This is a genomic window from Acinetobacter sp. 243_ASPC, from assembly GCF_001054715.1.
GTDB classification, from domain to species: Bacteria; Pseudomonadota; Gammaproteobacteria; order Pseudomonadales; family Moraxellaceae; genus Acinetobacter; species Acinetobacter soli.
Window position 1 is genome coordinate 1 of record NZ_JVOR01000002.1, and the last position, 13,969, is coordinate 13,969.

The following is a 13,969-nucleotide window of genomic DNA, read 5'->3' on the forward strand; positions in this document are numbered from 1 at the left end:
GTTTTTCTAAAAGTGGTTTGAGTGGTCCCTGAAAGAGCTCTTTTTTAATCAGGGTATGAATTTTAATTTCTAAAATTTCAAACAAAGCAACTGAGAGTACAGCATCAAGATTAGATGTATGTTCAAATCCAATAATGACCTGCTTATTTTCAAGAATCTCTGGCTCGATGTGATAGCTCCAGCCAGACAATTTAAAAATCATTTTTGCAATTTGCTTTTTCATAAAACTCACGCCCAAATTAGTGCGCATAGTTTAATGTCGTTAAGGTGAAAGACAAGAGGTTTTGTCTTAAAGTTTGAACACCGAGTGTAAACACACCTCAATTATGAATAAGACATGAATAGACTCGGTATTTAATGTTTGTTTATCCAAAATCACTTTAGAGTGATCTACTGACTGAACTATTAATATTTAAATTTGACCGTAAAGTTAATTTGACGTGGATCACCCAAGGTCACCATATTGGCATTGAGTAATCCTGCATAATAGTCTTTATCAAACAAATTTTTAATCGACAATTGCGCGCCCCAGCGTGTTGCTTCGTAACCTGCTTCGGCATCGTAGAGTAAGTAAGATGGTGTGTGTACATCGAGTCCTTTATACGATTTTGAGCTTTCACCTCGAATGCCAGCACCGACGAACCATCCCGATGTTAAATCAGTCAGATAATAACGTAATGAGAGACTATAGCTATTTTGAGGGACATTATCGAGTGCTACACCTACATTGCTCGCAACCGAATCTTTGGTAATTTTTGAGTCAAACATATGGCTATAACTGGCTGTTAATCGCATGCGCTCAATGACGGTGGCACTGAGCTCTGCTTCAATACCTCGGTTTAACTGCTCACCATTGAGTACATAAGCAGAGGTATTATTCGGGTCGCTGACTGCAACGTTTTGACGACGTAAATCGTATAAGGCCAGACTACCTTGAACCAACTGGTTCGGGCTTTGTAGTTTTACACCGATCTCAGCCTGCTGACCTGTTTCGGGTGCCAGAATGCTGCCATTGACATCGGTACGCGTATTCGGAAGAAACGACGTGGCATAACTGGCGTAAGGAGCCACGATATCATTGATGCTGTAGAGCAGCCCCACATTTCCGGTAAACTTGTTATATGAGTTTCGATCGGTCAGTCCTTTGGCTGCAACTCCCGACTTGGAGACATTTTGCGTTGATACCTCGGCCCAGTCTTGACGTCCTGCAAGGCTAAGTACCAGTTGATCTGTTAGGTTAATACGATCACGCACATATAAACCGCTATAGCGTAAACGGTTAATATCTTCGGTACTATTTGTCGCTACATATTTAACTGCTTGCCCATACACAGGGTTGTAAACGTTTAAACTTCCTGTGGTATATCGATCATTGATATAATCGTCTTTTGACTGCATTGCATCGATACCAATGCTGAGATCATGCTGCATACCCAGTAAATTAAACGCGCGCTGGAAGCTGTTATCTAATGAGTAAGTCAGCGTATCATGACTTTGATAACGCCCGTTATTGGTTCGATTGAGTGTGGTATAAGCAGGTGTGGTATTGACCCAGAAGTTTGTACCCGTTTGTGTAAACACAACCCGACCAGTCGATTTCAGTTGCTGAACCGCTGCATTTTGATTAAATGTCCAGCCGTTATCAAACTTGTATTTATAATTCCAGCCAGTGCGGTAAACATCTGCTTCATACCCACCAAAAGTTGGCTCACCTAAATATAAGCTTCGGTCAATCGCGCCATTCGGATTGGATTTTAAGGTGCCAATCACTGGTAAACCTTGTTGACGTAAATATTCTCGATGTTGATAGCTGGCAATTACCGATAGTTCGGCTTTATCGCCCAAATCGAAATTATAAGAAGGCGAGATATAAAAGTTTTTAAAGTACACATAGTCGGTTGGATCGTCTTGATCGGAAACACGACCTGTCAGTCTGAATGCACCTTTTTCAGTTTGCTTTGGCGCATAGTTCAAATCAAATGTGGCTTGTTTGAAGTTATAACTTCCGTAGCTCAGATCAGCAGTTGCAAAATTTTCGGCTTGTGGACGTTTAGTCACTAAATTGACCATGCCACCCGGTTGCACCAATCCAAAGTTCACAGACGCTGGCCCTTTAATGACCTGAACTTGATCCATACCAGATAAATCGACTGCAACACCATCTAAGGGTGACTGGCTTTGTCGAAGTCCATCGATATACACTTGATCAGACGAATTTTGACCACGAATAATAAAATCGTCCCATCCTCTACGCCCTAAATAGCCAGCACTGACCCCAGCAACACCATTGATGGCTTGTGAAAGTGTAGTTGCTTGCTTTTGATCGAGTTGTTCTCGCGTAATGACACTAACAGATTGCGGGGTTTTAAATAACGGTGCATCAGATTTCAGTGCTGAACTTGCTTGGGTTGCAGCATATTTTTTCTGGTTCGAATCTGCCTGTAATGAAATAGTGGGTAAAATATTTGAAGATGTAGCAACATCTGATTGCGTTATTTCTTCTGCCCAAGCACTTGTAGATAAACCCGTAAAAAGAACGATATAGATTGCATGCGATAAACAATTCAATTTGTGCATGATGATGCTCAGGCAGTCGCTGTTAAAAATGATTCTTATTATCTTTATTTCGATTTGATTAGCAAGCAGAATTTAAGAGTGATCTTATATTTTTAATTTGAAATTAAAATCTTAGAATGCGATAGATTGCTTTACATCAACCACCATCCTAAAAGACCCCCTAAAAAAACCACCAACCATACCGGAAGCCGCCAAACCATCAGTGCAAGGAGCGCAAGAAGAGCCAGACTAAAGTCTTTTGAGGTATAAATACTATTGGTCCAGATCGGTTGATACAAAGCCGCCAACAGCAGGCCCACCACGGCTGCATTAATTCCTTTAAGCGCAGCAATCATCCATGCAAGATCACGAATACTTTGCCAAAAAGGTAAAATGCCGATAAGAAGAAAAAAAGATGGACTAAAAATTGCCACAATACACAAAATACCTCCTAGCCAAGGCGTGATCATGTGAGGCATCGAGGCGCCTAAGAAGCCAGCAAAAGTGAATAATGGCCCGGGCACCGCTTGAGCCAGGGAGTAACCAGCTAAAAAGGTATTTTGCTCAATCCATCCAGTTGTGACGACTTGGGTGTTTAATAAAGGTAAAACAACGTGCCCACCACCAAAAACCAATGCCCCAGTACGATAAAAGGCATCAAAAATCGCAAGGGCTGGGTTTGAAAACGTAAAACTCAGCACAGGTAGCGCAATCAGTAATCCAAAAAATAGGATCAATCCAGTGAAACCAATATGACGAGAATTTGCTGTCGATACTTGTTGTTTTTCTGTGCTTTGCGATGATCTGAAAATCAATGTACCTAATATTCCCGCCACAATAATCACCACGAGCTGAGTCCAGAGCGAGGGAAGCATTAACATTATGAATGTGCTTAAACTCATGAGGGTGATTCGGGTTGCATCTGGGCATAAAGTTCTTGTCATTCCCCAAAGTGCTTGTATTACCACCGCTACAGCGATAATTTTCAAGCCATGCAAAATACCAGTAAGTTGCATGCTTTGCAGATGATCAAAACGCAGTGCAAATGAAATTAATATCATGGCTGAAGGGAAGGTAAACCCTAGCCAGGCAACTAAAGCACCTTTATAGCCACCGCAATAGTAGCCAATTGCCATACCTACCTGACTACTGGCTGGCCCAGGTAAAAACTGGCACAGTGCAACGGTATCGGCATACTGAGCATCGTTTAACCATTTACGGCGGATGACGAACTCATCACGAAAATAGCCAAGATGCGCAGTCGGACCACCAAAGGAGGTGAGTCCTAAGCGCAAAAATACAAGAAAAATTGTCCAAAGTGACTGGGTGGAGATCATCATAGGCATCTGTGATACTGATTATTTTGAATCTAAAGTATCAGAAAGCGTATGAAAGCATCATGAATATGCATGATGATTTGTTTTATTTCAAACGAAACCAGTAATCCAGACTGACATAACGCCCACCGCCCAATTTGATTAGTGCAAGTAGCATGATCAGATAAGTGACTGCAAACTCGATTCCATTATTTAAAATCACAAAATTTCCACTTGAGGTCAACCAGTCATAATTGCCATGTTCGGTCAGAATTTGTCGTGCTCGCTCTAACTTTTCAGCAGAAGCAAGTACCTGAGCATTTGCAAAAGGCGCCGAAGGATCGGCAATTGCTTGCCAACCGTTTGGCAAATGAACAGTCAAGATTGCAACCACCATGGTGATGATCAAGGGAATGCTGATCCAGCGAGTGAATATACCTAAGCTTAGACAAACTGCGCCAGCCAATTCAGTTGAGGTTGCAAGTGCAGCCATGACATAGGGCAAGGGCAAGCCCAATCCCAAGTCAGTATTGCCAAACCACTCTACAATATTGCTAAAGTGCATTAATTTATTTGTCCCTGCCATCCAAAAGATCGGAACTAAATACAATCGCAGTGCCAATGCGGGTAAGCCATCAAACGGTGTGCTCGCTTTTTTTACAATTAAATAGAGCTGATTGATTTTTTTTGTATAAATATTCATCATTTTTTCACATCCGATGCGATTTAATTCACATTAGTCGAAAGGATCTCGATTTTCTTACATAAAAAAATTTTTTTTAATGTGTAATAAATTCAGATGAACTGCGTCTAACACCAAGTACACCCCGTACACACAATCAAAAAATGTAAAAAGGAATCGATCATGAACAAATTAAACTCTATGACCACCGTGACTGCGCTATTGGCTTTGTCTGTCCTTGGCCCAACTCAGATTGCAACAGCTGCAACCTCATCTTCTACGGAAACCCATGCCAGTAAGGCAGCAGATGGTAAGTGCGGCAGTGCTAAATGTGGTGCGGATCATGCCAAGAAAGAGCATAAGTCAGCAGATGCGAAATGTGGTGCAGATAAAAAAATGGCAGATGCAAAATGTGGTTCTAAATAAACCGATCAGATATGTACAAGATCGGCTCATTCAATGGATGGGCCGATCTTGATCTGGATAAGGAGCTTGCTCATGATTGAAACTGCACACGTTGGGCTTGGTTTAAGACGAGAGTTTATCGATGATTTTTTAAGTGCAGCTTATCCGCCTGATTTTATCGAAATTGCACCTGAAAACTGGATGAACTTTGGCGGTCGACACGCAAAACTTCTTGCGACCTGTGTTGAAAAGTCTCCTCTTGTTTGTCATGGTCTTTCTCTCTCAATTGGCGGGCCACATCCGCTCAACCTTGAGTTTATTCATAAAATCAAAGCATTTTTAAATACTTATAATGTCAGTATTTACTCTGAGCATTTAAGTTATTCTCATGATGGCGGATACTTATATGACTTGTTACCCATTCCAATGACTCAAGACGCTGTTCGTTATGTTGCGGAGCGTATTTTACGTGTGCAGGATATTTTGGGACAAAAACTGGTCATTGAAAATGTATCGACTTATTTAATGCCCGGTGCTGAGATGACCGAAGCAGAATTTATTGTAGAAGTAATCAAGCAGGCGGATTGCGAATTACTTTTAGATGTAAACAACGTATACGTGAACAGCATAAATCACGGCACTGATGCTCAAGCGTTTATTTGTGCGATGCCTCAAGACAAAATACGCTATTTGCATATTGCAGGTCATGCGCAAGTAGAAGATCACCTGATCATTGATACACATGGTGATGCGATTACGGATTCTGTATGGCAACTTCTGGCGTTTACTTATCAACAATGTGGAATCAAGCCAACATTATTAGAACGGGATTTCAATATTCCGAGTTGGGAAGAACTCAATAAAGAATTAAAAAAAATTAAGACCATTCAAGCCATGGAGAGTGGATATGAACCAAATTCAGAAATCATTTCAGCACACGCAGCAGCAATTCTGTAATTGGATTCGCCATCCACATTCTGATTTGGCTAGCGTTTACGATCATGAGCGCATGCAAGTGTATCGTGATTTGGTATTTAATAATATTAGCTCGTTTATCAATCTGGTTTATCCGATTACGCGCAGATTATTGCTCGAATGTCAGTGGCAAGCACTATTACAGGATTTTGTCGCAAATTCGAAATGTCAATCTCCATATTCAAACGAGATAGCGCTAGAGTTTCGTGAGTATTTTTCTCATCAAGCTCATCCCATGTTTAGTCAATATCCTTGGTTAGCCGAGCTTCTACAATTTGAGTGGCTTGAATTGTATTTAGACACTTTGGTTATCGATCAACCGGTATGTGTAGAACCTTATCAATGGCAGTTAAAGCAGGCTGTTTGGGTTTTGGTTTATCAATATCCTGTGTATGAATGGACACTCAATACACAACCGAATGACATTCAGCTTGCACCTGGTGTGATTATGGTATGGCGTGATGAAATTGATCAAATCCGTTTAGAGCGATTATCGCCATTATTTGGGTTGCTCATCGAACATCTGGTCGAACATGGTGGCGCTATGCAAGATACGCTTCATGATTTAATCGTATCGATTTTGGGAGATCAGCCTAATGACGTGGCTGAAAACCAATTAAATGAATTGAAATCGTTACTGCTTAAGTTTGATTTGGTCTCCATTTCTGTGTCTAAGTGAGAATTCTTCATGACCATAGCTGCGTCGACTCAAGCGGATCGCATTACTGATCAGTTGAATGATCCTATTTTTATTGCCGATCTTAGACATCAAATGATTAAGTTTGCCGTGTTACAGATGTCTTCTATCCAAAGCGCCGAAGATGTCGTGCAGGAAGCGCTTATCAGTGCACTAGAACATGCCGCTTCGTTTTCAGGTCGGTGTGCGTTTAAAACGTGGGTATTTGCAATTTTAAAAAATAAAATCATCGACTTTATCCGTAAGCAATCACGCTTGATCAGCATGACAGATTTATTCGATGATGATTCTGAAAAAAGCATCGATACATTGTTTAATAACAAGAATCACTGGCATGCACATGAAGCACCACAGGCATGGCCAAGTCCAGACCAGATGCTTGAACAAGAAGACTTCTGGGTAATTTTTGATGCCTGCCTCAATCATTTGTCTGCACAGCAGGCACAAGTGTTTATGTTGCGTGAAATGATTGAGCTAAGCTCACAGGAAATTTGCAATAAGCTAGGGTTAACTATTTCAAATTTTAATGTATTGATGTACCGCAGTCGAACACGCCTAAGAGAATGTCTCGAAAATAAATGGCTTTTAAAGGAGGAATGTTCATGCTGACCTGTCGAAAAGCGACTCAACTACTCTCGGAAAAACAAGATCGTTCACTTGCATTAAATGAACTTACACATCTTCAATTACATTTATTGATGTGTATATCCTGTCGCCGCTATGCAAAACAAATTAAAGTAATTTCAATATTATCAAGTAAATTTAAACAATTAAAAGATGATGAATTAAATAATGATTAAGCTTAAAAATCGTGAAGATCATTCATGTTTTATGGTGCTCTTGTTTTGTGGCTTTAGTTTAAAGCTTGAAATATATAAAAATTGAATTAAATTAATACAATGATAAATATAAATAAAAAGTAATAGTTTTATTCTTATTTTTTTAAGCTTTTGTTTTTAATATAATTAAATTTAATGATTTAAATTTTTAGAATTTATCTTTATTTGTATCTAAAATATGCAAATGATTTTCATTTAATTAAGTATTTTGTATATGAATAATCCAGATTTTAAAATAAAAATCATGTGAAATCAGACTGCAAAGCAAATACTTGACTTCATAAAAATATTGAGTTCATCCGTTATTTTTCAAAATGATCACATAATATTCACATTCTATCCTATATGTTAATATGGTCCCTCATAATGATTTAAAACAATGTAGGGATAAAAAATAAAGTAATAACGATGAAATTAAATATTGGTCAAGGAGATAGCCAATGAACAATCGTATCGCACTAGCGATGGCATTAATGGGGTTAAGTGCTTGTGCACTTGCATCCAGTCACCGTGAAGCTCCATCCATCACCAAAACACCTAAAGTAGATGCCACCGATTTTTATATGTTTAAAAGCTATGAAAGTAATCGGGGCGACTATGTCACCATTTTAGCCAATTACCAGCCACTTCAAGATGCTTATGGTGGCCCGAACTACTTTGCTTTAGACCCCAAAGCGCTTTATGAGATTCATATCGATAACAATGGTGATGCGCAAGAAGATATTACTTTTCAATTTAAATTTGATCAGGAGTTAAAAGATCTACAAGTACCTGTAGGTGGCAAAAATATCTCTGTACCATTGTCAAATATTGGAAAAATTACCAATGATGGCAGTTCTGCTCAAAACACGGCTGAAACATATACCGTAACTATGGTCAAAGGTGATCGACGTAAAGGCGATCGTAACGTGTTGGGCTCCTTTAAAAAACCTTTTGATAATGTGGGCGCAAAATCAATTCCCAATTATCAGTCTTATGCCAATAGTTTTGTGCAAAATATCAACTTTGGCAGCTGCGGATCAGGCAAAGTATTTGTTGGCCAGCGCCAAGATCCATTTGCAGTCAATCTTGGCGAAGTTTTTGACCTTGTGAATATCAAGATTCCTGCTACGCAGCTTGCACCATCGGGTGTGAATGCTGAAGACCAGGGACTTAATACCATTGGCAATAAAAACGTGACGACCATTGCACTTGAAGTACCACAATCATGTTTGGTGTCTTCGGGTGAAACAGTAATTGGTGGTTGGACCACAGCCAGTTTACCTCAAGCGACTTTACTTAATCCGACTCCAGAGAGTAATTTGACCAGTGCATCTAAAGTGGGTGGGGCATGGACGCAAGTTTCCCGTTTGGGTATGCCTTTGGTCAATGAGGTGGTGATTGGTTTAAAAGACAAAGACAAATTCAATGCCAGCAAACCAGTCAATGATGGTCAGTTTGCCGATTATGTTACCAATCCAACATTACCAACATTGATTGAAGTGTTATTTAAAGACGCTACAGGCGGTGCCGTGGTTGCGCCAACCAATTTCCCACGTACCGATCTGGTCAATGCATTTTTACTTGGAGTACCGGGTCTGAATCAGCCTAAAAACGTGAAAGCCTCTGAAATGTTGCGCTTAAATACTGCAATTGCAGCGCAAACCAAAGATAAGCAAAATCGTTTAGGTGTGATCGGTGGAGACACCAGCGGATTCCCAAATGGTCGCCGTCCGGGAGATGATGTAGTCGATATCGAGCTACGTGTTGCGATGGGTTTACTGTGTACCATTGATGGTGTAAACACCGCAGTGGGCTGTAAAGGGTCGGATGCGAAAGCAGGTACGATTGGATTTACCGACGGTGCATTGCAGTCACCTCAGCAGTTTGGTACCACTTTCCCGTATCTTAACACTCCAGTTGCGGGTTCACCGTTCAATACTGCCAGTAAGTAATGAGGAGTCATTACCATGAAAAAAATAACCTTGATGTTCATGGTTGTTTGGGGATTGAGCGGTTGTGGTGGCAGTGGAGATGATCATGCTTCTAATAACACCCAAACGCAAAGCGATCCTGTGTTACGAGAAACTTTGACGTTAACCAACCAATCACAAAGTAGCTTTAGTCAGTCTGAGCCCAAATCTCTGAAAGATATTTCAGAAGCTTCGATTGATAACAAAGCAGAGCCGCTTGCAGTTAAATTTTAAGGATTTGCGCCCTAGGTGTTGAGCCTCGGGCGTATTTAAGAGGGATACCCAATGTTGATGCGTAAACTGTCGTTCGCCATAATTTTAATAATTCCTGTAAGTTCGATTTATGCTCATCCAAAGCACCATCATAGCTATAGCGGTAATACTGAAAAAAACCAAAATGCCAAAGCCACTTACAGTGACGCAACGCGTAATCAAATTGTGAATGTATTACTTGAAAATGCCTACGCCAAAGGTGACGGTGATTCACTCGAAAAAGCTGAACAATTGATGCAAAAAAGCAATGATCCATCAGATCTTGAAAATCAGTTGCTAAATACCCGCATTGAGCAAGCGAATCATAATTTTTCGGCTGCAGAACAGCGTTTAAAACAGCTTTTAAAAACTCGACCCAACAACAGCGATGCCATTTTACAGCTGGCCAATATTTACCGTTTGCAAGGAAAATACAGTGCGTCTACCCAATTATGCCAAAAGCTGACGCAGCCTGAAGTCATGCTTTATCGTGCAGGATGCGAGTTGCAGGTTGATGCAATGACAAAGTCTTATTCACAGCTTAAACCTCAAATTGATCAGCTTCTTTCGCAAACACCACGTATGAGCCGCGCAGATCAACAATGGTTGGGAAATATCTTTATTGAACTTGCCACACGGTTTAACGATCCGGCACTTGCAGATAAATCTATGTTATTGCTGCAAACCAATAACTTACCCAATACATTAGCAAAAGCGAATTGGTACATCGCACAACATCAGTATCAGACTGCACTGAAGCTTTTAACACCTTACCGCTATCATGACGGTGCGATGTACCGCATTATTTTGTGCAAACAAAAACTGAATGATCCAAGTGCCCAGACTGATCTCAATGAGCTAACCCAGCGCGTACAAGATTTACTTGACCATCATGACCATATTCATTTACGTGAGCAGGCACAGTTTCTCTGGATTTCTAAAAAATACAATGAAGGACTCAAAATCGCGGCTAAAAACTGGGATATGCAACGAGAAAATGATGATTTTGAAGTGTATGCAGCACTTGCCATCGCAGCTAAAGATACTGATATTTCTAAAAAATTACTAACTTGGAGTGAAAAAACTGGTTATCAACATCCAGAATATATACCTCAATTACAACAGATCGTGAATCAGTCATGATGTGAAAATTTAAACTGAACCAGCCTATAAAAACTTAAAAATAACTGACTTTATAAATGAGATAAACATCATGAACAAAACAATGTTAAGCGTATTACTGCTGAGTAGTTCGGGGTTTTATACCAGTCAAACGGTCTGGGCAGGGGGAGAATACATTGCCAATTTACCTACCATTACCATGCAGGCATCAGGCGATAACACAGATCCTTTAAACGGTGCATTTACTGCATCTCAAGGAACAATTACACAAGAGCAGATCGAAACGCGTCCTTTATCTCGTCCGGCTGAAGTACTTGAAACGATTCCTGGCGTCATTGTGACGCAGCACAGTGGTTCCGGAAAAGCGAACCAGTATTTTCTACGCGGTTTTAATCTGGATCATGGTACAGACTTCGCCACATCACTAGACGGTCAACCGCTTAATATGGTGACACATGCGCATGGGCAAGGTTATACCGATCTAAATTTTTTAATCCCAGAACTGATTCACAATATCGATTATCACAAAGGTGCAACTTCTGTGGATGATGGTGATTTTGCCTCTGCTGGAACAGCAAAAATTTATACCCTTCATTCGCTGGAGCGTCCATTTGCACAGGTAACATTGGGTAATCATGATCTACTACGGTTTTTAGGTGTTGGGCATGTAAAAATAAATGACGGTGAGCTAATTGGTGCCTTTGAAAATCAAAGCAGTGACGGGCCTTGGACAAATCCTGAAAATCTGTCTAAACAAAATCTCTTTTTAAAATATTTTAAAGGCGATGAAGATCAAAACACATCATTTGGTCTTCAGCATTATCAAGCAAAATGGGACGCCACAGATCAGATTCCTGAACATCTGGTTCAAAATGGGCAGCTTGATCGTTTCGATAGTCTAGACCCTTCCGATGGTGGAAAATCTAAACGCACAGCATTGTGGTTCAATCGCAATCAGCGTGCAGATCGTGAGTTTTCACAGTTTTCAGCCTACGCGGTCCGTAGTGAACTGAATCTTTTTTCAAATTTTACTTACTTTTTAGATGATCCGCTGCGTGGCGATCAGTTTGAACAAGCTGAAAAGCGCACCTTGCTGGGTTTGAAGTTTCAAAAGGGATGGAGTGATCGGTGGTACGATAAAGAAATGCTCAATATTGTCGGGTCATCTCTTCGTTATGATGACATTGATGGTCTGGGTTTACATCAAACTCAAAATCGTCAACGATTTAATACAATACGTGAAGATGATGTCAAACAAACCACGCTCGGCGTTTGGGGGCAAAATCAGATTGCATGGCAACCTTGGCTACGCTCAATTATAGGTTTACGTGGTGACCTTTATCATTTTAATGTGAATTCGGATCGAAATGAAAATAGTGGTCGAAAAACAGATCACATTCTGAGTCCGAAATTCAGTTTGATTTTAGGGCCATGGAAAAATGTCGAATATTACATCAATTATGCCTACGGATTTCATAGTAACGATGCAAGGGGCGTTACGACAAAGCTCAATGTAGATCCGCGTGATGCAAATTACTTACAACCACTTGATTCGGTTTCACCGCTGGTGCGTACAGTGAATAAAGAGCTGGGTTTAAGAGCACATTTGATTGATAACCTCACCACCACACTGGCATTATGGCGCCTGGATTCTGACTCTGAATTACTGTTTATTGGTGATGCGGGCACCACTGAGCCTAGCCGGCCCAGTAAACGCCAAGGGATTGAGCTGAGTAATTTTTATCAACTCAATGATTGGGTGATGATTGATATTGATGCGGCATGGTCAAAAGCGCGATTTAAAGATAGTAGTGAAGAGGGCGATTTTATTCCCGGAGCCATCGAAAAAACACTTAGCGCGGGTATAAGTTATAAATTAAATGACCAATGGAGTTTTGGCGGTCGTTTACGGTATTTCGGCCCTCGAGCATTGATTGAAGACAACAGTGTTCGCTCGGACTCATCGACAATCGTTAACTTACTAGCCAGCTATCAACTGAATAAAAATATCTTCACACAAATAGAACTACTCAATGTATTGGATAAAAAGGTGAATGATATCGAATACTACTATGCATCGTGTGCTACACAAGATTTCAATACTGCGGCATGTGCGCCTGGTTCTGCTGAAAGAGAAGGAATTTCAGATAAACATATCCATCCGAGTGAAGGGCGAAACCTAAGATTCACCTTAAGATATTTATTTTAAATCGCTGGGGAGTCAGCTATGAGACTTCATGACCAATCCAAGATTTCGCCTGTTGCTTTATTTTTCACTGCAATATTGCATATTGGATTGGTCGTGTTTGTTATTTCTCGTCCAGTTGAGCAAACGCCAGAAATCAAAAAAGGTATGAGTGTTGTCTTCATGCCAACAAGTGCTGTTGAACAAAATGATTCGTTGAGTTTTAAACCCGCCCTGAAAATGCCACCCCTGCCAGAAACATTGATTGAAACGCCTTTTGATCAGTATGATACGCAGAGTTTGGGGCAAACAGCCCAGTTAAATGTGCTGGAGTTTAGCCAAGAGGCAACAAAGGGAAATCAAGCAATTGATCCTTTACTGGCAGCCCAGCTTAGAGCCAAACAAGCCATTCGTCGGGCTAAAGTCACTTCAGATCAATATCAGTTGAATCCTGAAAAAATTGATCCTGCTTTGCTATCACAATTAAATTTAGAGCCCAAGCATCCCGATACATCACACGTTAAGAATGTTCAGGCGCCACAAAATAGTGAGCTTGTCCAGATCATCGAAATATATCCCTTTATAAGCGATCAAATAGAAATTGAGCAACTTACTCAAGCATTAATGAATCAGCCCTATACTCAAGAACAGATTTTTCAAGAGAATCAGTTGAAACAGCAAATTTTGAGTAAAACAGAGAAACAAATACTTCAAAGCTTTGCTCAACATATCGATGAACTCGTTTTCCTGATTTTACCTTCACAGTCTCGCGTTATACTGGTTCAATATACTGCCGATTTAATTCCCTCCGACGATATTCAATCATTTTTAAAAACGCTCGATGTTGAGCCACTCATTCAGAATAAAAAAGCTAAACCCTATCTGGTGAAAGTGAATATCAACGAGTTGATGAACATCACAACACAAAACGGTGTTTAGCTTTTTTTGTTTATTGCATGACCTATCGAGAGTAGGGCTGCACCTATTT

Annotated in this window: 13 protein-coding genes and 1 pseudogene; 10 read left to right on the forward strand and 4 right to left on the reverse strand. The window is 40.3% G+C overall.

The features are described from left to right. From ADA42_RS00020 to ADA42_RS00035, 4 genes and pseudogenes are all read right to left on the reverse strand, one after another. Positions 1-223, reverse strand: a pseudogene (locus ADA42_RS00020) (acyltransferase); the annotation flags it as partial. Between the two features lie 182 nt (positions 224-405). After that, positions 406-2,577: a TonB-dependent siderophore receptor gene (locus ADA42_RS00025; protein ID WP_048762989.1), complete on the reverse strand. Its 2,172-nt coding sequence runs from the start codon at positions 2,575-2,577 to the stop codon at positions 406-408. Between the two features lie 131 nt (positions 2,578-2,708). Continuing rightward, positions 2,709-3,896, reverse strand: a complete 1,188-nt coding sequence (gene chrA / locus ADA42_RS00030) for a chromate efflux transporter (RefSeq protein ID WP_081407795.1) — start codon at positions 3,894-3,896, stop codon at positions 2,709-2,711. Positions 3,897-3,978: 82 nt separating this feature from the next. Further along, complete coding sequence (locus ADA42_RS00035) at positions 3,979-4,575, reverse strand: DoxX family protein (RefSeq protein WP_414629803.1); 597 nt, start codon at positions 4,573-4,575, stop codon at positions 3,979-3,981. A gap of 162 nt (positions 4,576-4,737) precedes the next feature. On the opposite strand from ADA42_RS00035, the gene ADA42_RS00040 reads away from it, so the two are divergent. The 10 genes from ADA42_RS00040 to ADA42_RS00085 all read left to right on the forward strand — a co-directional run bounded on the left by ADA42_RS00040 (position 4,738) and on the right by ADA42_RS00085 (position 13,920). Continuing rightward, positions 4,738-4,980: a hypothetical protein gene (locus ADA42_RS00040; RefSeq protein ID WP_048762993.1), complete on the forward strand. Its 243-nt coding sequence runs from the start codon at positions 4,738-4,740 to the stop codon at positions 4,978-4,980. 72 nt (positions 4,981-5,052) lie between these two features. Continuing rightward, entirely contained in the window at positions 5,053-5,916 is an 864-nt protein-coding gene (locus tag ADA42_RS00045) for a DUF692 domain-containing protein (RefSeq protein WP_048762995.1), read from the forward strand. Next, complete coding sequence (locus tag ADA42_RS00050; protein ID WP_048762997.1) at positions 5,867-6,613, forward strand: DNA-binding domain-containing protein; 747 nt, start codon at positions 5,867-5,869, stop codon at positions 6,611-6,613. The genes ADA42_RS00045 and ADA42_RS00050 overlap by 50 nt, the downstream gene beginning before the upstream one ends. Positions 6,614-6,622: 9 nt before the next feature. Continuing rightward, positions 6,623-7,240 (forward strand): RNA polymerase factor sigma-70, encoded by a 618-nt coding sequence (locus tag ADA42_RS00055; protein ID WP_048762999.1) that lies wholly within the window; start codon positions 6,623-6,625, stop codon positions 7,238-7,240. After that, the gene (locus ADA42_RS00060) at positions 7,234-7,431 is read left to right on the forward strand and encodes a hypothetical protein (RefSeq protein ID WP_004937134.1); all 198 of its coding nucleotides are present in this window, start codon (positions 7,234-7,236) and stop codon (positions 7,429-7,431) included. Before ADA42_RS00055 ends, ADA42_RS00060 begins: the two co-directional genes overlap by 7 nt. A 479-nt stretch (positions 7,432-7,910) precedes the next feature. Then, positions 7,911-9,404: a DUF4331 domain-containing protein gene (locus ADA42_RS00065; protein WP_048763001.1), complete on the forward strand. Its 1,494-nt coding sequence runs from the start codon at positions 7,911-7,913 to the stop codon at positions 9,402-9,404. Between the two features lie 15 nt (positions 9,405-9,419). Then, positions 9,420-9,656, forward strand: coding sequence for a hypothetical protein (locus tag ADA42_RS00070; RefSeq protein WP_004937138.1), 237 nt, complete (start codon positions 9,420-9,422; stop codon positions 9,654-9,656). A gap of 51 nt (positions 9,657-9,707) precedes the next feature. Then, entirely contained in the window at positions 9,708-10,817 is a 1,110-nt protein-coding gene (locus ADA42_RS00075) for a tetratricopeptide repeat protein (protein WP_048763004.1), read from the forward strand. A 70-nt stretch (positions 10,818-10,887) separates the two neighbouring features. Beyond that, on the forward strand, positions 10,888-13,005 hold the full coding sequence (locus ADA42_RS00080; RefSeq protein ID WP_048763005.1) for a TonB-dependent receptor: 2,118 nt from the start codon (positions 10,888-10,890) through the stop codon (positions 13,003-13,005). Between the two features lie 18 nt (positions 13,006-13,023). Continuing rightward, on the forward strand, positions 13,024-13,920 hold the full coding sequence (locus ADA42_RS00085) for a hypothetical protein (protein WP_048763007.1): 897 nt from the start codon (positions 13,024-13,026) through the stop codon (positions 13,918-13,920). Positions 13,921-13,969 lie beyond the last annotated feature (49 nt).